We start from the raw sequence: 22,034 nt of genomic DNA, 5'->3' as shown, positions 1-22,034 counted from the left end.
CTTTCTTTTCGTTTTATTATGACATGGACAGGGTAACGATTTTGTTGTCCTCATCCACATCTACCTTCACATTTACTCCGAGCTTGTCCTTAAACAGCTTACTGATATTAATATAATCATCCTTCACCGGCCTACTTGAATTACCAGTGGTGCGAGTCATTCCAGCGGTGATGATAGAGCGCACGTAGGTTTTGTCGAGGCTGGCATCAGGATTGTAAGTATAAATAACCTGTTCCTGTTGGTTGTAATAATGGGTTAACTCCGTATAGTCGTTGGCGTTCTCATACTGTTTTTCCTCACGTACATACTCAGGATGGTCCATGGTATAGTGGATTCCCCCATCCAGAAAAGGATTTTCTTTGGAGGGCTTGAGTTCATACTGTCCATAGGCTAGCTGAAACAGATACTCTATGCCTGAGCCCTCTGCCTGATAGTAGAGCTGACGATGGTCCCCATTTTTATCTATTGCGGTATAGCTGCTGATTAAAGGCCAGGCATCATATTTTTTACCCTTTACCTCAAGGGCAAGCTTGTAATGTACAAGCACCTTCTCATTTTGGAATAATCCAAAGCTGCTCATAATGAAATAGGCAGGCACACAAATAATTCCGATAATTAATATGAAAATAAATATTCTTACACGCATAAGTAGAGTGATTCTCCTTTGGTTGTCGATTATGTGGACAGCTCACGCTGGGCAGATGCACCGAATTCCTCATGGTGCAATAATTGCTTCAGCGCCTGTTGTGCGAAAGGATGGGCTTTATGTGCACGGAGCAGTGCAAAAGCGGCCCCCTGGACTAAGATATATGTATCACTGCGGATTAAGTCCAAAGCTATACGTAGCTCTGCTTCTGAACAAGGCATCCACGCCAAAGCTTGTAAAGCTGCGTTCCGTACATCATCATCTTCATCAGGCTTGGACAGCAGCTCGCGAATTCCTCGCATGATCATCGGCTGCTGGCTTTGATCCGCATATAGCCCGATGACCTTCAGCGCTTCTATACGAAGCAGATCATCCTCAGATGATTGCTGCACAAGCTGCAAAAGGAATGCGATGGTGTCCCCCATGGGCTGGGGTATAGCTGTTAATTCGCGTAATGAGACCAATTATCTTCATACGATAGTGTAGGGAAAATAGATAAGAACGTCTTTCCGTCATCATCGGTTTGTATGGACATATACCCCCCTCATTTCTTAGCCAGATTACTTTTTGACATTGTGTATTACCTACTCTCGTTGTCTGTAGTTCGATAAAGCTTCTTCCGTTCCGCCACCCTCTAGCAGCACCATAACCGCATAGGAAATTGTATCAATCCAATCGTCAAGCGTACTAATCTGCTCTACGGTCAGCAGGTGATTTCGCTGCAGCATACCATCAGGATGCAACGCCCATGCCCGTGTATATTGGCAAATCCCCCACAGAGCGGATATAAGCTCCCGTTCTACGGACGGTTTCTCCAACTCATCTGCCAGAACTTCAATGATAGTCATGAGCTCATGAAAATTATCCTCGATCAGTTCTCCCTGGAAGGGACGAAGCATCCCTAGAAATCCGCTTCGCATTTTGGGATGCTCCAGATCATCATGAATAAAAGAATGACAGCGCAACAGCTCACGGGCTTCATGTTTATTCATGAAGTTCCGTAATTTCTGCACGGATGCCTCTGCACAGAAAGCTGCCTGACAGCCCTGACAAAGCATCGATGTCAACGACCATGTCTGCTTCTTCATAGCGGAAATCGAGCTGCAAGATGATATTTTCTGTTTCTACAGGGGTTAATACATGCTCTTTGGTTTCCAGAAATGTAAAAGTCACTGCATAGCGTGGAATATCTTTGACTGGAGCCTCAGGGATCACTGGTGCCTCAGCCGAAGGTTCCAGATCCGGTGATTTAGGAACTAGCACGCTAGCGGGGGATAGCTCAATTGTCAGTGTAATCTGGTCTTTCGTCATATTGGCAGCCGTGATTCGGTCATAGTGAAAAGGTGGAAAATAGCCGAGCTTTTCTACAATGCTGTCTGCACCTTGAATAGAAACGGTTGGAGAGAAAGCCAGTTCCAGTCCGATGGACCCTGTCAGTTGGTCTTCATATTCTGGATTGATACGGATAAGGACCTGTTTCGACTCTACCTTCAAAATCGTACCTATAAAATACTGTTTGCCATGGATCAGAACAACATCATGCGGAACGAACGGCAGAGCTCCTCCCGCTTGATAATGAATGAGATATTCGTTTTCTTTTTTTTCAGCCTTTTGAACTTGAATTTGCATAAATTGCAGCCTCCTAGGGTTAATGGGATGACGGATTGTTTAAGTGTGTGGTAAAGGATACGGAGTCCACGATTGAAAAACATACTTCATATCCGGAGTATCCTTTTCGAGCATAAATGGAAGAATATCCATAATGGCACGTGCTTTACTGCCAGCATAAAAGTTGCGCGAGCTGTGTAACAGTTTGGTTGCCTTTATCCACTGGCTCAGCTGCATCATAACGTCTTCGACGATTGTTTGGTCGATACGTTCATAAATGTCCTGACGGATCGAAACAAGCATCCCGCAATTGTTGGGAGATTGACCCATAGGGTCATTGGACAAAAGAATGTAGACTTCCGGCGTTGTCCCTTTGTTATAGGACGATTTGATACTGGGAGCCTCGATAACCAGCATCAATGGAGTCAATTCATTATCGGTTACAATGCGGAGCAACTCCTGCTTGTCCCAGCGGATCTTACCGTGTTTGGCTTTCTTGGATTGATAGACAGACACACGGGCATTGCGGATTCCTGATATGTTCAGGAGTGTTTCAAAACAATCGAACAGGTTAGTAAAGCACTCTTCGGCAAACAAAGTGTGCTTCTCCGATAAGGAACCTGTCATTATGAAATTATAATGTAGATTGTTAACCACAAGCATCCATCCTTTATTCATGAATTACCAATTCTCCTACCATAATATATGACATGGTGATTGAATTCACCTTTTGCGTTATTCGTTAAAATCGTTTGGAAACCAGTTCAACTTCGCGTATACTAGGAAAGTCATATATGGAACGGCCTGAGCCGCCTTGCGGCCGTATGTTGAGTTACATGAACAGATTCAACGATAACGGATATGCTCCCTTCCTGAAAAGGGGAGAATGAGAACCGATACAAAAATGGGAATTCTGAACTATGGAACGATAGATGTCATATGGCACATGAACCTATTTTACGTGACACATATTGAATACAGATAAGGGAAGTGAATACAACTTGAAGAATTTTACAGCATTAGGCGTGGAGCAACATTGGGTAGAAGCCTTGAAAGAGCAGGGCATCTCAGCGCCAACACCTGTACAGCAGGAGTCCATTCCACTGTTGATGGAAGGTCAGGATGTGATTGCCGAGGCACATACGGGGACAGGGAAGACGCTTGCGTTTTTACTACCGATTTTACAAAAGCTGAATTTGGACAAGCGGCACCCGCAGGCGCTTGTGATTGCACCTACGCGTGAATTGGCACTCCAGATTACAGAGGAAGCTAAATGCTTGGCTGCTGCGGAGCCAAGTTTATCTCTACTAGCTGTTTACGGAGGACAGGACGTGGAGCGTCAGCTTCGTAAACTAAAAGGCGGCGCACAACTGATTATTGGTACACCTGGGCGACTGCTGGATCACCTGAGACGTGGCACGCTCGATCTAGGCGGCATTAAAATGCTGGTCCTGGATGAGGCTGACCAAATGTTGCACATGGGCTTCTTGAACGACGTGGAGACGATTCTGCAGGAGGTTCCTTACCGGAGACAAACAATGCTGTTTTCCGCTACGATGCCAGCAGGTATTCGCAAGCTGGCTCGTGTCTATATGAACGAACCCGTTGATGTCAAAGTGAAATCGGCTTCTTCCGTTCCAGTGAGCCAAATCCGTCAGGTCGTTGTACAAACAACAGACCGTGGTAAGCAACAGGCATTGGTAGATATGCTGAATACGGATCGTCCGTATTTGGCTGTTATTTTCTGCCGTACTAAGCGTCGGGCTTCCAAACTGAATGAGGAGCTCCAGGAGATGGGGTTCGAGAGCGGTGAGCTGCATGGGGACTTGTCCCAGAACAAGCGGGAGCAAGTGATGAAGGCGTTCCGTGAAGCGAAACTTCAATTGCTCGTAGCGACAGATGTAGCCGCACGCGGCTTGGATGTAGAAGGCGTCACGCATGTCTTCAACTATGACATGCCGCAGGATGCCGAAAGCTACATCCATCGCATCGGGCGTACCGGCCGTGCCGGAGGCAAAGGCGTTGCGGTGACGCTCGCCACGCCGAGGGATGTTCCGGAGCTTCGGAACATCCAAAGAGTTGCTGGTGTCACATTCACCAGCAGTGAGGGCGGCGGGCAGCGTAGACCTGCTCCCGATACGGCTGAGCGGCAGGGTAGAAACGACCGCTCAGGCAGAAACGACCGCCGTTCCTTTGGTGGCAACGATGCTGGCGGTGGACGCCGTAGCGGCCGCGAACAGTCCGGTCGTCGTGACGGCGCAAGCGGCGAGCGTCGCTCCAACCGTAGCAGTAGTGAACGCGGCGGATATGATCGCGATCGCAGCAACGGCGGTTCCACACGCGGAGGTCAAGGCCGCTCGGCGGGGCAAAGCAGCGGACGCGGCGGATATGATCGCGGCAGTAGTGGTTCTGAACGCGGAGGTCAAGGCCGCTCGGCAGGACAAAGCAGCGGACGCGGCGGATATGACCGCAGCAGCAGCGGTTCCGCACGTGGAGGCCAAGGTGGACGCGGTGGACAAGCCAAAAGCGGTCCGCGTGGGGGTCAAGGTCAAGGAGGCCGACGCGGACGGTCCAGGTAGATAAAATAGGGGTATTCTCATAGAATGCTCCACTATGGTTATCATAATAGCCCCGGGGAGGCTCATCTTCCGGGGCTATTGTAATCTTCATCTATGCCGCTGCAAGAATAGCATCATAAGATAAAGAGCAACGAAAGATGCCTTGAGATAACCGAATAGCGGGTAGGGCATTTTTAAAAGATAATTTGGAGGGGTTATACATCATGCAGGAACAGGATATGGGCAAGCGTGCCATGGTCTCAGCATGGATCAGCCTGATTAGCAACATCCTCTTAACCGGCATCAAAATCATCGCAGGGCTCATGTTCAACAGTAAGGTGCTGGTGGCCGATGGTGTGCATAACGCCGGGGACGTGATTGCTTCTGCAACCGCACTGGGAGCGATGAGAATATCCAGCCAGCCTCCGGATGAGGATCATCCTTATGGTCATGGCAAGGCAGAAGTCATTGGTGCTAGTGTGGTGGCGGTCATATTGTTCGGGGCAGGTATATTTATCGGCTATCATTCCATTGCTGCGCTGTTTGAACCGATGCCACAGGAGCATATACTGGCCTTAGTGGCAGCCATTATTTCCTTGCTCTGGAAACAGTGGCTGTATATCTACACAATTCGTATTGGCAGAGCGGCCAATAGTCAGGGCCTCATTGCGACGGCAAAAGATCACCTCGCTGATGTGTATGCCTCTGGAGCCGCTGTACTGGGCATCGGATTAGGACTGATCGGGGAACACTGGGATATTCCGATTTTATCTTACGGCGACCCCATTGCGGGGTTTGTAGTGGCGTTGCTGGTTCTGAAATTGGCGTGGGAAATGGGCCGCGAATCCATAGATGTGCTCATGGAGAAGGCTATTGCAACCGAGGAAATCGAAAGCTACGCAGCAGCCGCACTGAGTGTAGCCGAGGTTCAGCGTATTGACCGTATCCGTGCCCGTGAGCACGGTCATTATATTATTGTAGATATCCGAGCTTCAGTGGATGCCTCTTTGACGATTCAGCAGGGACACGATATTATCCGGCTGATCAAGAGGGCCGTCATGAAGCGGGAGCCACGGGTTTATGAGGTGCTTGTCCATTTGAATCCGTGGTATGCAGACGACCTCCATGCTGTAAAATCAACAGAAAAAGAGCCTGAAGATAAGGTGTAACCGATACGAATAACGCCCCTAGAACAAACGCCTCGAATTGACAGATAACTTGCCGGAAGGGTATGCTTTTAAAAGCCGAACGATGATGAATAAAAGCGAGGTTACCCGAAAATATGCGAAAATTTTTAAAATGGCTAGGTATTTCTGTGACTGCTACAGTCCTTTTAGTGGGCGGATATTATGCTTATTCTATATATCATTTTACGAATCAAATTTCGGTTGCTTCCGGCCAGGACTCGAAATTTAAACCGCAAACCCAAACATCAACCAATGTACAACCTGTAGAGGTATCACTCCCACCGGAATGGGATGGAACAGAGAGAGTGAATATTCTGCTGCTTGGCGGCGATTCTCGTGGAGAAGATTCAGGGCGCTCTGACTCGGTTATGGTTGCTTCTGTTGATCCGGTTACGAAAAAGGCTACCCTGATGTCGATTCTTCGTGATACGTACGTCAAGATCCCGGGTCATGGGCAAAGTCGATTGAATGCAGCCTTTTCCTACGGTGGGCCTGATTTGACCAGACAGACTGTGAGCGACCTCCTGGGGATACCAATTCAATATTATGTATATACTGATTTTAATGGTTTCATTGCGTTGGTTGATTCTGTAGGTGGTATTGACCTGGATGTCGAAAAAGATATGCATTATACGTCCAAGGCAGACAAACACCAGTTTGATATTGACTTGAAAAAGGGAATGCAGCACATGGACGGCAAAACAGCCTTGCAATATGTACGTTTCCGTCATGATGCGACTTCCGATTTTACACGTACGGAGCGACAGCGCAAATTCATTACCGAACTGGGCAGTAAAATACAATCGACCTCGTCGCTCATTAAACTGCCAAGTATTTTAAATAGCATATCTCCTTATATTGAAACGAATCTGAGTACAACGGAAATGCTGCAGTTGGCTTCATTGGGTTTTAATATCGATGCTAAAACAGTAGCGAAGCAGCAAATCCCGCCAAACGAACTGGTGCGCGGGGAAACCATCAAAGGTGCGCAGGTGTTGGGTGTGGACGAGCGGAAGCTCAAGCGATTCATACAGAATCTTTTTGAACAAGAAAACAAACCGGTGACTACGACGGTGGAGGCTGCCACCACGACAAATGATACTCCATAACCCTTCAAAGCAAGCGAAGTTCGTACAATAACGTACAACTTTGTTTGCTTTTGTGTTTATTTGGGTATAACCTTGTATATTTTGTTGCAAAAATATATCGTAATTATGAAGAACGTATACTCATCTGTCTAAAGAGAAGGGGAATGTCATGTGGAAATAACTCCGGCATGGAAAGACCGGTTTAAGAAGTTTTTCCTGAACAACAAGTTTGTGTTATTCCTGTTGGTATTGCTGCTGATCGGTTTGAATATCTTAGTGCTTACCAAAATTTCATACATATTTACGCCTGTCATCGTGTTGCTGAAAACGATCATTCTCCCGGTCATTTTGTCCGGTGTATTGTACTATCTGCTCAATCCGTTGGTAGATGTACTGGAGCGAAATAAGGTAAAGCGGGTATACTCCATTGTTGTCCTGTTTTTGCTCATTATAGGGATTATCGCTATTGTGATTACATCGGTGGTACCTGTGATCCGTGATCAGATACAGGGCCTTATCCAAAATGTTCCTGCCTATACCGAGCAAGTCAAACAACAGTTTGAGCGACTGATTGGCAGTAACTTTGTCAACCAGTTCCAGAACACCATTCAAATAGATCCATCTGAACTGGCCTCCAAAGCTTCTGAAAAGTTATCTGGCTTTATCAATAATGCATGGACGGGTGTGGGAAGCTTTTTGGGTGTGATTACGGAAACTGTGCTTGCGATCGCTACGGTTCCGTTCATTCTGTTCTATTTGCTGAAAGATGGACACAAGCTGCCGCAGTGGATTCTAAAAATGCTTCCACCTATGTTTCGTAAAGAGACAGATCGTATCATGACCGAAATGAATCATCAGGTCAGCTCGTATATTCGTGGACAGATTATTGTCAGCTTCTGTATTGGAGTGCTGCTGTATATTGGTTATCTGATTATTGGATTAGACTACTCTTTGACACTTGCGGTCATTGCGTCCTTTACGAGCGTGGTTCCCTACTTAGGTCCTGTAATTGCCATTACACCCGCGTTAATCGTAGCTATAGTTACCTCACCGATCATGCTGCTCAAAATGGTTATCGTATGGACAGTCGTACAGCTTATTGAGGGTAAATTTATTTCACCACAAATTATGGGTAAATCTCTTCGAGTACATCCGATCACGATCATCTTTGTTATTTTGACAGCTGGCAATTTGTTTGGTGTGGTAGGAATTGTACTGGCGGTTCCAGGTTATGCCGTCTTGAAAGTAATCGTGACCCATCTGTTTAGTTTTTTTCAAAAGCGTTCACATCTTTATGAAGCAGATAAAGTAAAGTAAAAAGCAAGTCTCTATAAAAAGTAAACATGGCTAAATATGTGCGGTAAATCTGCTATTTTGCCCCTCTTGGTTAACTGTGGCTTTACGTGCTATAATTAATGCCTATTCGTATTCCAAAATAGAAAGGTCAGACTTTTTATGATAAAACTCAGCATTCTTGACCAATCTCCGGTATCGAAAGGCATGACGCATGCACAGGCATTACAAAAGACTGCTGAGCTTGCTATAGAGGCGGAACGTCTGGGTTATCATCGCTTCTGGGTATCCGAGCATCATGCAGCCTCTAACCTTGCAGGCTCCAGCCCGGAGGTATTGATTTCACACCTGGCTGCCCGTACCTCTACCATTCGAGTGGGGTCGGGTGGTGTGATGCTGCCTCATTACAGCGCTTATAAAGTAGCGGAAAACTTCCGGGTACTGGAGGGATTGTATCCAGGACGCATTGATCTGGGTCTGGGGCGAGCACCTGGAGGAATGCCGATTGCTACCAGAGCTTTGCAGGAGGGGAAAATGCGGGGCGGTGTTGATCTGTACCCCGAGCAGCTGGATGATCTGCTAGCCTATTTGCACGATAGCACAGGCAACCAGCATCGCTTCGGTTCGCTACAGGCGATGCCGCTCGTAGAGACCGTGCCGGAAATGTGGCTGCTTGGCTCCAGCGGCGATAGCGCAGGTCTGGCCGCCGAGCGTGGCGTAGGCTTTGCGTTCGCGCAGTTTATTAATGGTGAAGGCGGCACAGGTGCTATGAAGGGATATCAGGAAAGCTTCCAGCCTTCCCAGCATAGTGAGCAACCGCGTTCGCTTGTTGCCGTATTTGCGATCTGCGCGGATACCGAAGAGGAGGCCAATCGTTTGGCATCCAGCATGGACTTGTCCCTGGTGCTTTTAGAACAGGGCACGCGTTCCGCAGGGACACCTTCTGTCGAAAAGGCGCTTGCGTATCCGTATACGCCATATGATCGGATGCGCATTCGTGAGAATCGCAAGCGTATGGTGGTCGGTTCACCCGAACAGGTGAAGCGTCAGCTTGAGCAATTATGCAAGGACTATAATGCACAGGAGATCATGGTTGCGAGCATCATTCACGACTTTGATGCCAAAATGAAATCAATACGCCTCATGGCTGAAGCATTTGGACTGTCCTCTGTACAGGCTTAATGCGAATGGCCAGAATTAAAAGATCACAGCTTCAGGGCTGTGATCTTTTTTTGATTTTTTGATGAAATATTGAACGTTTCGCATTGTAAATTAGAAGGAATATGCCAGTTAACACTTGATAATGATTATCAATATCTTTATTATATAAAGATAGAATGAAGTTTTGATGAATGTCGTGCGTTAAGCCCGTGACTATATATATTGGATTAGGGAAAGGGATGATTCCAAATGTTTCGTCTGAAAACGGCAAATCTGGATATTGCTTATGAAGATCGATTGATAGTAGAGGATCTGAACGTAGAAATACCGCAAGGGAAAATCACAGCATTGGTGGGTGCAAATGGCTCCGGTAAGTCGACCATTCTGAAAACGATGGCTCGCATCATGAATCCTAAAGGCGGTAGCGTTCTGTTGGATGGTAAATCCATTCATAAGCAATCCACCCGGGAGGTAGCGAAGCAGTTGGCTATTTTGCCGCAGAATCCGACTGCGCCGGAAGGGTTGACCGTGACGGAACTGGTATCTTACGGACGTTTCCCCTATCAAAAAGGTTTTGGTTCCATGAAAGCGGAAGATCGCAGAATGGTAGAGTGGGCAATACAAGTAACGGGAATGAGCGAATTTCACGATCGTCCGATTGATCAGCTTTCTGGTGGTCAGCGTCAGCGTGCCTGGATTGCTATGGCGCTTGCGCAAGATACGGATATATTGTTTTTGGATGAGCCGACTACATTTTTAGATATGGCGCATCAACTGGAAGTGCTGCATCTGTTAGAGTATCTGAATACTTCGGCAGAACGCACCATTGTTATGGTCGTGCATGACTTGAACCATGCAGCCCGGTATGCTCAGCATATGATTGCGATCAAAAAAGGGAAAGCGAAGGCGGTAGGAGCCCCGACTGAGGTTATGACCCCCGATGTGCTGCGTGAGGTGTTCGGGATCGAGGCGGATATTGTTACTGATCCTCGTACAGGGGTACCACTCTGTCTTCCGTATGCTTTGGCTGGTCAGCCTGCGGTAAACCAAGTAGTAAAGGGAATGAATGTAGAAGAGAAGCAAACGGTGGGTTCTGTTGCCGAGCGGCGTGATGCTAGACCACAAGTAGCAGCAAGAGGTTAGAGCGTCATCAAGTGGCAGCATCAGCGGTAAAGGGTCTGTGGATATTGGCATGTCCGTCACGTTTTGGGTAAAATAGGTTAAGAACCTAACCAAGCGACATGAAGGAGGATGCTGTATGTCTGTCTATTCATATAATGCCGTAACACCAGCCAATCAGGAGGTTTCTCTGGAAACTTACACAGGTAAAGTGCTGGTTATTGCGAATACCGCCAGTAAGTGCGGACTTACCCCGCAATATGGGGATTTGCAGAAGCTTTATGACGAATATAAGGATCGAGGACTCGTTGTTTTAGGCTTCCCTTGCAACCAATTTGGCGGTCAGGAGCCGGGCAGCAGCGAGGAAGCGGCTGAATTTTGCCAATTGAATTACGGGGTTAATTTCCCGGTATTCGCCAAAGTGGATGTGAACGGACCGGATACAGCAGCTCTGTTTGAATATTTGAAGAAGCAGCAGCCTGGAGAACAGGAAGATGGTACAATTCAGTGGAATTTTACGAAATTCATTGTGAATCGTGAAGGTGTGCCTGTGGGGCGCTTTGAGCCTAAGGAGTCACCAGAAGCGATGAAAGCTGCCATTGAACAGTTGTTATAATAGCTTCGTGTAATTCCAAAGTATATGTATAAACAAGGTCTGATTTCCGCCTGTCTCAGGGGAAACAGACCTTTTTTTATTCCCTAAATAAGCATTTGCCTAAGAATTGACGCATCGTGTGAAAGTCTGTTCCAAGGGAATAATCAGGGGGCAGACAGGGAAAACTGAATGGAGCAAAAAAAGATTTCAGCAAACGGCTGATCTCAGACATCCTTACCTTTTTAAATGTGGACAAACTGTGAATATCATAAAAAGCTATTGTAATGTGAAAAATATCACACTATAATAAGCGCATGAAGTGAAATAAATCACAAGAAGTAACGAGTTACCTAAGTGAAAGTATTCACAATTATTATACATTTTATGCCCACACACCAAGGAGGAATTCAACATGAAAGTAGCAGTTATCGGATGTACACACGCAGGTACAGCAGCCATAGTCAACACAGCTAAATGTTATCCAGATGCCGAAATTACGGTTTATGAGCGTAATGACAATATTTCATTTTTATCTTGTGGTATTGCACTGTACGTAGGTGGTGTCGTCAAAGATCCACACGGATTGTTTTATTCGTCCCCAGATCAACTGGCTGATATGGGTGTAGTGACCAAGATGCTTCATGAGGTAACGAGTGTGGATACAGCCGGCAAAACGCTGCATGCACGTAATCTCCAAACAGGTGAGGAATTTACGGACACATTTGATAAATTGATTGTGACTACTGGATCGTGGCCAATTATTCCGAAGCTGGAAGGCATTGAACTTGATCATATTTTGCTCTGCAAGAACTATAATCATTCGAATGAAATCATTGAGAAAGCCCAGCACGTACAGAACATTACAGTCGTCGGAGCCGGATACATTGGTGTTGAACTGGTAGAAGCTTTTCAAATGAACGGTAAGAACGTAACGCTGATCGACAGTGCTGATCGTATATTGAATAAGTATTTAGACCATGAGTATACAGACCGGATTGAGAATTCCCTGAGAGAACATGGCATTAAGCTGGTACTTGGCGAGACAGTAAGTCGTTTTGAGGGGACTAACGGTAAAGTAAGTAAGGTCGTGACCTCCAAAGGAGAGTATGAAACAGAGCTTGTTATACTCTGTATTGGTTTCCGACCTCAAACGGATCTGCTCAAAGGTCAGGTAGATATGTTGCCTAACGGTGCGATCATTGTGGACAATTATATGCAAAGTAGCTGCCCGGATGTGTTTGCAGCAGGCGACAGTTGTGCAATTCGTTATAATCCGACTGGCAAAACAGCTTATATCCCATTGGCGACGAATGCGGTTCGAATGGGGACGCTGGTGGCACGCAATCTGGTACAGCCGACCATTGCCTACATGGGAACACAAGGAACCTCGGGTATCAAAATTTACGAAGATAATATTGCGGGAACAGGAATGACAGAAGCCGCAGCAACCGACGAGGGGATGACTGTAGAAGCTGTAACCATTGAGGACAGCTATCGTCCTGAGTTTATGCCAACCTCTGAAAAGGTATTGCTGAAGGTTGTATATGAGCAGGAGACACGGAGAATTGTTGGGGCGCAAATTATGTCGAAGGTCGATTTGACGCAATCCATTAACACGTTGTCTGTAGCCATTCAAAATCATATGACCATTGACCAGTTGGCTTTTGTCGATTTCTTCTTCCAGCCGCACTATAACAAGCCTTGGAATTTCCTGAACGCGGCAGGTTTGCAAGCATTGCCTACAATATCCGAACGGAACCCAGTTACTGTATAATTCGATTTGTCTGTGACATTGTTCATAAGTTTGTCAACAATCTGAAGCGTACGGATGAATCCTTATAGTACAATATAGAGAGCATAAGGATTAGGGGGAGACTTTATAATGGATTTGTTTTATATCCTTTTTCTTGTAGTTGTTGCAGCCGTCGGTCTGGGCGGAGTTCTTTGGTTCTTGAGAGCTGTTGAAAAGGAAGAATACAATTAAATGTAAAGCGCGTAGTAGCGCAGTAGATGTAATAAAATAGAAAAACAGTCCTTTATCCAAGGGCTGTTTTTTTTATACTTTAGAAAGTGATTTTTTTCACAAACAAAATCACTGATTTTAAATAAAATATAAAAGAAGAATATTTTGTTTAAAAGATATTAAAGGAGCGGGGGCAGATGGCAAGCTATAAACCGGGGCAAATTGCCGAAAAGACGGTGGAAACAGGAGTGGCCAAGGCGAACAACCCGTGGACTGTGGCGGTAGTATTGGGATTTTTAGCAGGTGCATTTATTGCACTCGGGTTTTTGCTGGATATACGCGTTATTGCAAGTGCACCTAAAGAATGGGGAAGCATTGCTACCTTTATTGGAGCTGCGGTGTTCCCTGTAGGTCTGGTGTTAGTTTTGATCGCTGGTGGGGAATTGCTGACCGGCAATATGATGGCAGTGCCTTTGGCGAGATGGGCAGGACGAATTAAGACAGGAGCCATGCTTCGTAATTTGGCGATTATTACGCTCAGTAATTTTGCAGGTGCATTATTTGTTGCATTTTTCTTCGGGCATGTTCTGGGCTTGACCGAAACGGGTCCTTACCTGGATAAAGTGGTGGATATGGCAGGGCATAAGCTGCATGAAAGCTTTTTGCAGTCTTTTATATCAGGTATAGGATGTAACTGGCTCGTAGCACTGGCTGTATGGATGGCTTATAGCACAGACTCCATCGGCGGCAAAATTATGGGAATTTGGTTCCCGACCATGGCCTTTGTTGCTATTGGATTTCAGCACGTTGTAGCCAATATGTTTCTCATTCCGGCGGCTATTTTTGCAGGTCATTTTTCGTGGGCAGAGTATGTTATGAATTTCATTCCGGTCTGGTTGGGGAATTTGGTAGGAGGCAGTCTGTTTGTGGCTGGAGCCTACTGGCTGGCCTATCTGAAAAAAACTCAAACCAACACACATTCCGTGAATGAATCTCAAATTACTCCTTCCGTTGCATCTAATCCGTTGAGTGATCATGCATAATCACGTTACTTTATGAAGCAATGAACAAAGCAAATCCGCCATGACAGGCCCGGGGGAACGAAACCTGTCATGGCGGATTTTTTTGGGAGTGGTCCATGATTTGGCATGGAGGATGAGTGTGCTCTCGTCCATAATGCCTTGATCTCTTTTACCCTGGGTATGTAATGATGAAACAGGATGATAAAAAAATAATTATGATTTTTAAAATCCGTTTTGCTCTAAACAGCAGGCGGATTTTTATATATTTTGGAGAGATGCTGTGTGGTAAAATCCTTCTCTTGCCATAGGCCAAAGCTGTAGATATGATAAGAACAGTGTAATTTTTGGAAACGGCAACGGAAAGGAGCATTAACACCATGGATCATCGCAATAGCGCGCCTCTTGAGGCCACACTTCAACACAACTTACACAGAGGACAGCGGATGACGGAGCAGCAGAACGGTATTTTTCCGGCCGTATGCCCGTTGGATTGCCCGGATACGTGTGGGCTCCTGCTTCACAAGGAAAATGGAAAGATAGTCAAGGTGACTGGTAATCCGGATCATCCCATTACCAAAGGGGCTATATGCAACAAAGTCCGGAATATGACCGAGCGAGTATATGATCCGGATCGGGTGCTTTATCCGTTGAAGCGTGTAGGCGCCAAAGGGGAAGGGAAGTTTGAACGAATTAGCTGGGAGGAGGCGGTCGATACCATTACAGGTCGGTTCAAGGAGTTGATACGTACGGATGGACCAGAATCCATTCTCCCCTACAGCTTCTATGGCAATATGGGTGTATTGAGTGTGGATGGAATGGATCGTCGCTTTTTCAATGCGCTGGGTTCAAGCCAACTGGATCAGACGATTTGCAGTGTGGCTGGGAATGAAGGCTGGGCATCGGTTATGGGATTTAAGGGCGGCACAAGCCCGGAGGACACAGAGGATGCAGAGCTCATTATTGTATGGGGCGGAAACGTCATCAGCACCAACATGCATCAGGTCGTATTGGCTGAGAAAGCACGTAAAAAAGGTGCTAAGGTGGTCGTTATTGATGTTCATTGCAACCGGACGGCGCAATGGGCGGATTGGTTCATTCCCTTATATCCGGGAACGGATACGGCGCTTGCGCTGGGGGTTATGCATGTGCTGTTTGATCAGGGGCTGACAGACGACGAATTTTTACGTCGCTATACCGTAGGTCACGAGGAACTGCGCGAGCATGTTAAGACCTATACACCAGAGCGGGTTTCGCAGATTACCGGCGTGCCGAAAGAGGATATTATCCGTTTGGCGGAAATGTACGGGAAGGCGCGAGCGGCCTATATCAATATCGGAAATGGGCTTCAGCATCATGATAATGGCGGTATGAACGTACGTGCAGTTACATGCTTGCCTGCACTCACTGGACAATGGTTGAAACACGGCGGGGGAGCGTCGCGCTCCAATGGTGCTTATGCCAAGATTAACAGCGCCCATCTGGAGCGTCCTGATCTGCGACAGAACCCGGATGCCCGGGTGATCAACATGAACCGGATTGGAGAGGCGCTGCTACAGAAGGAACAACCGATTAAGGCGTTATTTGTATATTGTAGTAACCCGGTAGTTGTAGCACCCGATTCGGAACGGGTGACGGAGGGATTTGAACGAGAGGATCTGTTTACGGTTGTTCATGACCTGTTCCTTACCGATACGGCCTGCTATGCAGATATTGTGCTGCCTGCTGCGTCTTCTTTTGAAGGAACAGACTTATACAAATCGTACTGGCACCACTATATCCAGATGCAGAAGCCTGTCATTGATCCGCTTGGGGAAAGCAAAAGCAATTATGAGCTATTTAGCCTGCTCGGACAGGCAATGGGCTTTGATGAAGCTGCCTTTACAGAAAGTGAAGAAGATATGATCGCAGGCGCGCTTGATAATCCAACGAACCCTTATCTCAAGGGTGTAACCTTGGATGCCTTAAAAAAGTCGCCTTTTGTAAAGCTTGATATGACGCCAAAGGCTACTTATTTGGAGCGTCTAACTACGCCTTCAGGCAAGATTGAGTTGTATTCGGAAAAAATGAAACAAGCAGGTCTGCCCGCATTGCCCTCCTATGTACCGCTGATTGAAGGGTATGACGGAGAGCATCGGCCGCAAGCGGATGACCGTTTTCCATTGATGTTTGTTTCACCGCCAAACCATAATTTTTTGAATTCTACATTTGCTAATTTGCCCAAGCATCAGCGATTGGAGCGGGAGCCTTTGTTGCAAATTCACCCGGAGGATGCTCAGGCAAGAGACATCGCAGATGGTGATCCGGTTACCGTCTGGAATGACAGGGGAATGTATGAATTGAAAGCCAAGGTTACCGATCTGATGCTGCCCGGCACGGTGATTAGCCAAGGATTATGGTGGAAAGGCAAAGGACGCAGACAGCGTGCCAATGCGTTAACCTCTGACCGGCTGTCGGATATGGGGCAGGGGGCTACTTTTTTCTCAACGGTGGTGAATGTGAAGCGCCAATGAGAATATGCCTTTAATGGCGTCAGGTGCAAAAGGAGAAGCAAAATATATGAAATGGTTGGAGTCTTATCCGAAAGAAGTAAAAGTATTTCTCATTGCCAGCCTGATTAATTCCGCAGGAAGTTCCCTCATGTGGCCGCTCGTTAGCATGTATGTATTCGACGAACTAAACCGTAGTATGGGAGATGCGGGGATTGCGATTTTAGTGCAGTCTTTAGGCGGAATATTTGGTCAAGTGCTGGGCGGAGCCCTTTATCATCGTATTGGAGCCAAGAAACTGATTGTCGGCTCACTGGCCATGAATGCGTTGGGACTTCTCTCGCTTCCATTTACCAGTGGTCATTGGGTAGCTTTTGTCATCATGATGGGCTTTATCGGCTTTTTTAATGTGGTATCTGTGCCTGCGATTCAGGCCTTTGTAGGTTTTCGTTTTGCTGACCGACGTGGAGAGCTGTTTAATATCATTTATGTCGCGAACAATATTGGGGTGGCACTCGGAACGGGACTGAGCGGCGTTCTGGCCGACCTTTCCTATCAGCTCAGCTTTGTGATGAACGGGGTGACTTCTGCGGTATTTGCCGGATTCTTCTGGTCGTATCTAAGCAGGGTAGATCGGGAAGAGGGGGAAGTTCAGCTCAGCAAGTCTGTGATGAAAAGAGAAGAAATACCAGCTCGATTGCTGTTTCGTGATACCAGGCTGTATCTCTTTGTGGGGTTAGGTTCACTTTTTTTGTGGTTCGGTAATTCGATCTGGAATACGGGAGTCTCTCCCTATATTATTGAGCAGGGCTTGCCTAAAACGATGTATGGGCTACTATGGACGTTGAATGGTATTCTTATTTTTGCCGCACAACCTATTATTTTCTGGATCAAACGGCTGTACGCTCATCACGCTTCGGCACAAATGACATGGGCTGGAGGATTTTATTTGGCAGCTTATATTGTCATACTGGGCACACAGAACTATACTGGGATGATATTCGCTATGGTACTGGCGACTCTGGGAGAAATGCTGATCGCACCTGCGGTTCCAGCATTCCTGTCTGATCATGGAGGTCGGGGTGCACCTTTTTACATTGGACTTGTAGGGGGCATTGGCGCAGCCGGACGGGTGATGGGACCTTATATTATGGGGAAGTTATATGATGGCGGTGGGTTACCGCCCACACTTTGGCTGGCATTAGGCGTAGCCATATTATCCATTCTGTTTTTCATTTTGCATAGCTGGTTGAACCGTTTTCGGCATGATTTGGATAATTTGGATACTACTCCTTCTTAGGTGGATGTTCCCAGTCCTTAAGTCCCAATAAAAGTTCAGTAATGAGCTTTTATTATGGTACAATAGGTGACAGCTGGTTGCAGTTATTGCTTCAGGAAAGCCTTCACAGGAAGGATTGAAAGGAATTGTTTACAAGTCAACCCTTGACGATACGTCATTCGGAGATGAAGGATGCTCCTGATCTGATTGCGCTGGATGAATTGGTATGGAATGAACGCACGGCTCCTGCCTCGCTGTCATGGAAGTCGCGTGGAGAGTTTCTGCGCAATACGCCTCCAGGCTCTCAACTGGTCGCCATCGAACAGGAAGTGCTCTGCGGGTATATTGGATTTCGTCCTCCAACGCTGTTGGCTAGTAATTGTCATGTACTCGAAATAAATATAGCTGTACGTCCAGACTATCATCGCAAAGGTATTGGGACGGCGCTCATGAACTCCATGAAGGAGATTGCAGCTGCGGAGGGCATACGCAAGTTAAGTTTGCGTGTACTCTCCTGTAACACGGAAGCCCTTATGTTTTATGAAAAGTGCGGTTTTGCAATTGAAGGGCGCCTGCATGACGAGTTTTATATCGCAGGCCAATTCGTGGATGATGTTCTAATGGCCTATTTCTTAAAATAGACCGGAGGCTACAGAGAGGCAGCAACATTCGGTTGTGATGTCCAGCTCATAACCAACAACGCCGCAGACCTGATCAGGCCTGCGGCGTTGTTGTGCAGTACTATGTTATCGAAGTTGCTTCCATTCATTCTGGAGCATACCATACACTGCGTGGTTCATATAGCCATCTGGCAGCAACTCTGCTTCGCGTACAATGCCTTCGAGCACAAAGCCCAGGCGTTCTGGAATACCGCGGCTGCGGCGGTTCGTCGTTGCACAACGGATTTCGACCCGATGCAAGTCCAACTCCATCAACGCATATTCGACGAATACGCGGCAGGCACTGGTCATGAGACCCTGTCCTTCGTAACCGTGCCCAAGCCAGTATCCGATGCTAACCGACCGGTGGGCCCAATTGATCTCATGGTAGCTGATGATGCCAGCGAGCTCGTTGTCTATCCAAATTCCAGCGGTCAGGCTACCGTTCTCTGCGGCTTGTTTCAAGGCGCCTTGCACGAACTGCTCTGTATGGCTGATTTCCGTGGTGGAGTCTACCCATGGAAGCCATTGACGCAGGCGGTCACGGGACATTTCGATCAGCTCAAACAGAGGCTGCACATGCTCCTTGGTGAGCGGCCGAAGGACTGTGCGTTCGTCCAACGCATATGTAAACATGATTAATCCCCTCTTTCACTCGGAAAATCGCTAAACCAGCCAGTCTAGCATTTAATCCCATGCTACCTTATTCTGCGAGAGTCGTCAAAAGGGAGAGGAAGCTTCAAATTTTATAGGTCCCACCCGGAACCGCCCCTGCTCATATACATATTTCAGATCCAAATCCCCTACAAATTCGCTTGGCGATACGCTACCAGATACAGTGGCATGCAGTGGGAACTGTTCGGCGTCATACATTACAACAGAGCTAAAATCGAGATGCTTTGTAAATTGGGCTGGATCATCATAAAATACGGACGCTTTGGGGTCCATCGTGTGTGTAGTACCGTCAATCATAACAGCGATATGCACCTGGCGGTTGTGGTCACGTAGCTCCACGGAGCTATGTACTCGCTGAGATACAGCATTTGCTGCTGATTCAACTGCATATTCCTCCATTGTTTGTACGTTAACAATATGCAACTCCTGCAATTCCACACCTGTTCCCGAGGCACGTGTGAGAATTACAACGGCTTCACGGATCCCATCTTCGTTTACATCTCTGTAAAATAACTGTGGTGCGGTGGAAATATCCGCCGAGCCCGACCACTGGAATGTGCGGCGCTGCTGGCCGATTTCCAGTACGGCTGAATGAAAGAGTCCCTGGGACGGGCTCACGGCGTATAGGCGGACAGTTGAGTCTTCTGGTGCGCTAGCCAGCGCATGAGATAATGCAGTTTCGGTCACCATGCTTGAAGAAGGATGATCGGAAGTCATAACGGAAGAGGACAGCAGCATAGACAGCAGGATGACGATCAACAGCTTAAACACGGGTGGGTCTCCTTTTCCGGTAAAATAAAAGATATATACACTATAACGAATTTATTTGCCGAAAATGTTAACTCTTTTTCATAACTTGCATCTTTTTTTGCTGAAGAGAGCATCCCGATTTTCATTTTATTGAGTTATGCGGTGTGAAAGGGTATATTTAAGGGAACAGGTTATACACAGATTATACGGAAGAAAGGTTGATTAGCGTGGAGAAGCCGATTACTCCCCCCAATTTTATTAAAAATGTTATTGAAGAGGATTTACGTACGGGTAAGGTAAAGGAAGTTGTTACACGCTTTCCACCTGAACCAAACGGATATTTGCATATTGGACATGCTAAAGCCATATGGATCAATTTCTCGTTGGGAGATGAATTCGGAGGACGCACGAACCTGCGTTTTGATGACACCAATCCGGCGAAGGAAGACACGGAATACGTGAACTCCATTCAGGAGGACGTGAAGTGGCTTGGTTATGAATGGGAGGAAAAACATTTTGCCTCCAATTACTTTGAAGAGATGTACAAGCGTGCTATCCTGCTGATTCAAAAGGGGAAAGCCTACGTAGATGACCAAAGCGCGGACCAAATTCGTGAAACACGCGGAACACTGACAGAACCGGGACAAAACAGCCCCTATCGGGATCGCAGCGTGGAAGACAATTTGAAGCTGTTTGAAGAGATGCGTGCAGGCAAATACCAGAATGGTGAAAAGGTGCTGCGTGCCAAGATTGATATGGCTTCGCCAAACATCAATTTGCGTGACCCGGTTATTTACCGCATTTCACACACGGCCCATCACAATACAGGCGATACCTGGTGCATCTATCCGATGTATTCCTATGCGCATCCGCTAGAAGATGCGATTGAGGGCGTAACGCATTCGCTTTGTTCGCTGGAGTTCGAAGATCAACGCCCACTGTACGATTGGGTTGTAGCTGAATGCGAGATGGAAAACGTACCTCATCAATATGAATTTGGACGGCTAAATCTAGCACAAACGGTAACCAGTAAACGTAAGCTCAAGCTTCTGGTTGATGAAAAGCACGTAGACGGCTGGGACGATCCGCGGATGCCGACCATTTCTGGTTTGCGTCGTCGCGGCTATACGCCAGAGGCCATTCGCAGTTTTGTATATGAAACAGGCATTTCCAAAGCCTACGGAGTCATTGATTTACAGGTGCTGGAGCATTTTGCACGTGAGGATCTGAAGCTTAAGGCACCCCGTACGATGGCAGTTATAGATCCGCTGAAGGTGGTCATTACGAACTATCCTGAAGGACAAGTGGAAATGCTGGAGGCGGAGAACAATACAGAAAATCCGGAGCTTGGAACACGCCAAATTCCGTTTTCTCGTGAGATTTATATCGAGCGTGAGGACTTCATGGAGAATCCGCCGAGCAAATACTTCCGTTTATTCCCTGGTAATGAAGTGCGTCTCAAGCATGCTTACTTCATTAAATGCAACGATGTCATTAAGGATGCGGAAGGTAATGTAACGGAGATTCACTGTACCTACGATATAGAAACCAAGAGCGGATCAGGCTTTACGGGACGTAAAGTGAAAGGGACAATCCATTGGGTAGAGGCTACTCAGGCTGTTCCGGCCGAATTCCGTTTGTATGAGCCATTGATTAACGCAGAGGAACCAGAGGTGCTGGAAGAGGATGGATCGGAGAAAACATTCCTTGATCAATTAAATCCGAACTCTTTGGAAATTGCTCATGGCTATGTGGAGCGGAATATGAAAGAAGCACAATCGCAGGACAAATTCCAATTTTTCCGTCATGGTTATTTCAGTGTAGACCCGAAGCTTTCCAAACCGGGTGAGCCTGTATTTAACCGTGTGGTATCATTGAAAAGCTCTTTCCAATTGCCTAAGCAATAAGATGTTGGAAAAGTGGGATGGATGGTTGCTTCGTGCGG

Annotated in this window: 20 protein-coding genes; 13 read left to right on the top strand and 7 right to left on the bottom strand. The window is 46.8% G+C overall.

Features of this window, described 5'->3' with window-relative positions:
• Positions 1-16: 16 nt before the first annotated feature.
• The 5 genes from ACU1JV_RS12960 to ACU1JV_RS12940 form a co-directional block, all read right to left on the bottom strand.
• A complete protein-coding gene (locus tag ACU1JV_RS12960) occupies positions 17-646 on the bottom strand; it encodes a hypothetical protein (protein WP_064961643.1) in 630 nt (209 codons plus the stop codon).
• A 29-nt stretch (positions 647-675) separates the two neighbouring features.
• On the bottom strand, positions 676-1,071 hold the full coding sequence (locus ACU1JV_RS12955) for a HEAT repeat domain-containing protein (RefSeq protein ID WP_238790999.1): 396 nt from the start codon (positions 1,069-1,071) through the stop codon (positions 676-678).
• Positions 1,072-1,230: 159 nt separating this feature from the next.
• Positions 1,231-1,638: a hypothetical protein gene (locus ACU1JV_RS12950; RefSeq protein ID WP_013373492.1), complete on the bottom strand. Its 408-nt coding sequence runs from the start codon at positions 1,636-1,638 to the stop codon at positions 1,231-1,233.
• Entirely contained in the window at positions 1,631-2,275 is a 645-nt protein-coding gene (locus tag ACU1JV_RS12945; RefSeq protein WP_064961644.1) for an immunity 50 family protein, read from the bottom strand. Before ACU1JV_RS12945 ends, ACU1JV_RS12950 begins: the two co-directional genes overlap by 8 nt.
• Positions 2,276-2,314: 39 nt before the next feature.
• The gene (locus tag ACU1JV_RS12940; RefSeq protein WP_090737918.1) at positions 2,315-2,932 is read right to left on the bottom strand and encodes a hypothetical protein; all 618 of its coding nucleotides are present in this window, start codon (positions 2,930-2,932) and stop codon (positions 2,315-2,317) included.
• A gap of 323 nt (positions 2,933-3,255) precedes the next feature.
• On the opposite strand from ACU1JV_RS12940, the gene ACU1JV_RS12935 reads away from it, so the two are divergent.
• From ACU1JV_RS12935 to ACU1JV_RS12880, 12 genes are all read left to right on the top strand, one after another.
• Positions 3,256-4,833 (top strand): DEAD/DEAH box helicase, encoded by a 1,578-nt coding sequence (locus ACU1JV_RS12935; RefSeq protein WP_165079774.1) that lies wholly within the window; start codon positions 3,256-3,258, stop codon positions 4,831-4,833.
• 203 nt (positions 4,834-5,036) lie between these two features.
• On the top strand, positions 5,037-5,981 hold the full coding sequence (locus tag ACU1JV_RS12930; RefSeq protein WP_025677554.1) for a cation diffusion facilitator family transporter: 945 nt from the start codon (positions 5,037-5,039) through the stop codon (positions 5,979-5,981).
• 113 nt (positions 5,982-6,094) lie between these two features.
• Positions 6,095-7,108 carry an LCP family protein gene (locus tag ACU1JV_RS12925; protein WP_013373487.1) on the top strand — a complete coding sequence of 338 codons (1,014 nt, stop codon included), beginning with the start codon at positions 6,095-6,097 and terminating at the stop codon, positions 7,106-7,108.
• 150 nt (positions 7,109-7,258) lie between these two features.
• A complete protein-coding gene (locus tag ACU1JV_RS12920; protein WP_013373486.1) occupies positions 7,259-8,404 on the top strand; it encodes an AI-2E family transporter in 1,146 nt (381 codons plus the stop codon).
• 138 nt (positions 8,405-8,542) lie between these two features.
• Positions 8,543-9,562, top strand: coding sequence for an LLM class flavin-dependent oxidoreductase (locus ACU1JV_RS12915; protein ID WP_165079773.1), 1,020 nt, complete (start codon positions 8,543-8,545; stop codon positions 9,560-9,562).
• Between the two features lie 228 nt (positions 9,563-9,790).
• The gene (locus ACU1JV_RS12910; RefSeq protein ID WP_165079772.1) at positions 9,791-10,684 is read left to right on the top strand and encodes an ABC transporter ATP-binding protein; all 894 of its coding nucleotides are present in this window, start codon (positions 9,791-9,793) and stop codon (positions 10,682-10,684) included.
• A 115-nt stretch (positions 10,685-10,799) separates the two neighbouring features.
• A complete protein-coding gene (locus ACU1JV_RS12905) occupies positions 10,800-11,276 on the top strand; it encodes a glutathione peroxidase (protein ID WP_129550131.1) in 477 nt (158 codons plus the stop codon).
• Positions 11,277-11,667: 391 nt separating this feature from the next.
• Complete coding sequence (locus ACU1JV_RS12900) at positions 11,668-13,029, top strand: FAD-dependent oxidoreductase (RefSeq protein ID WP_016822845.1); 1,362 nt, start codon at positions 11,668-11,670, stop codon at positions 13,027-13,029.
• Between the two features lie 386 nt (positions 13,030-13,415).
• Positions 13,416-14,261, top strand: coding sequence for a formate/nitrite transporter family protein (locus ACU1JV_RS12895; protein ID WP_013373481.1), 846 nt, complete (start codon positions 13,416-13,418; stop codon positions 14,259-14,261).
• Positions 14,262-14,617: 356 nt separating this feature from the next.
• On the top strand, positions 14,618-16,750 hold the full coding sequence (locus ACU1JV_RS12890) for a molybdopterin-containing oxidoreductase family protein (protein ID WP_413987122.1): 2,133 nt from the start codon (positions 14,618-14,620) through the stop codon (positions 16,748-16,750).
• A 46-nt stretch (positions 16,751-16,796) separates the two neighbouring features.
• Positions 16,797-18,026 (top strand): MFS transporter, encoded by a 1,230-nt coding sequence (locus ACU1JV_RS12885; protein WP_413987121.1) that lies wholly within the window; start codon positions 16,797-16,799, stop codon positions 18,024-18,026.
• Positions 18,027-18,151: 125 nt separating this feature from the next.
• Entirely contained in the window at positions 18,152-18,646 is a 495-nt protein-coding gene (locus ACU1JV_RS12880) for a GNAT family N-acetyltransferase (protein WP_025677558.1), read from the top strand.
• A gap of 105 nt (positions 18,647-18,751) precedes the next feature.
• Here the strand turns inward: ACU1JV_RS12880 and ACU1JV_RS12875 are convergent, their stop codons facing one another.
• Positions 18,752-19,300 (bottom strand): GNAT family N-acetyltransferase, encoded by a 549-nt coding sequence (locus ACU1JV_RS12875; protein WP_013373475.1) that lies wholly within the window; start codon positions 19,298-19,300, stop codon positions 18,752-18,754.
• Positions 19,301-19,384: 84 nt separating this feature from the next.
• Entirely contained in the window at positions 19,385-20,110 is a 726-nt protein-coding gene (locus ACU1JV_RS12870) for a hypothetical protein (RefSeq protein WP_064961654.1), read from the bottom strand.
• Between the two features lie 206 nt (positions 20,111-20,316).
• Between ACU1JV_RS12870 and ACU1JV_RS12865 the strand changes: the two genes are divergently transcribed.
• Complete coding sequence (locus tag ACU1JV_RS12865) at positions 20,317-21,996, top strand: glutamine--tRNA ligase/YqeY domain fusion protein (RefSeq protein ID WP_013373473.1); 1,680 nt, start codon at positions 20,317-20,319, stop codon at positions 21,994-21,996.
• Positions 21,997-22,034 lie beyond the last annotated feature (38 nt).

It is taken from the genome of Paenibacillus sp. T2-29 (genome assembly GCF_052921365.1).
Note: the sequence above shows the minus strand (reverse complement) of the source record. Positions and strands in the feature narration are given on the sequence as shown.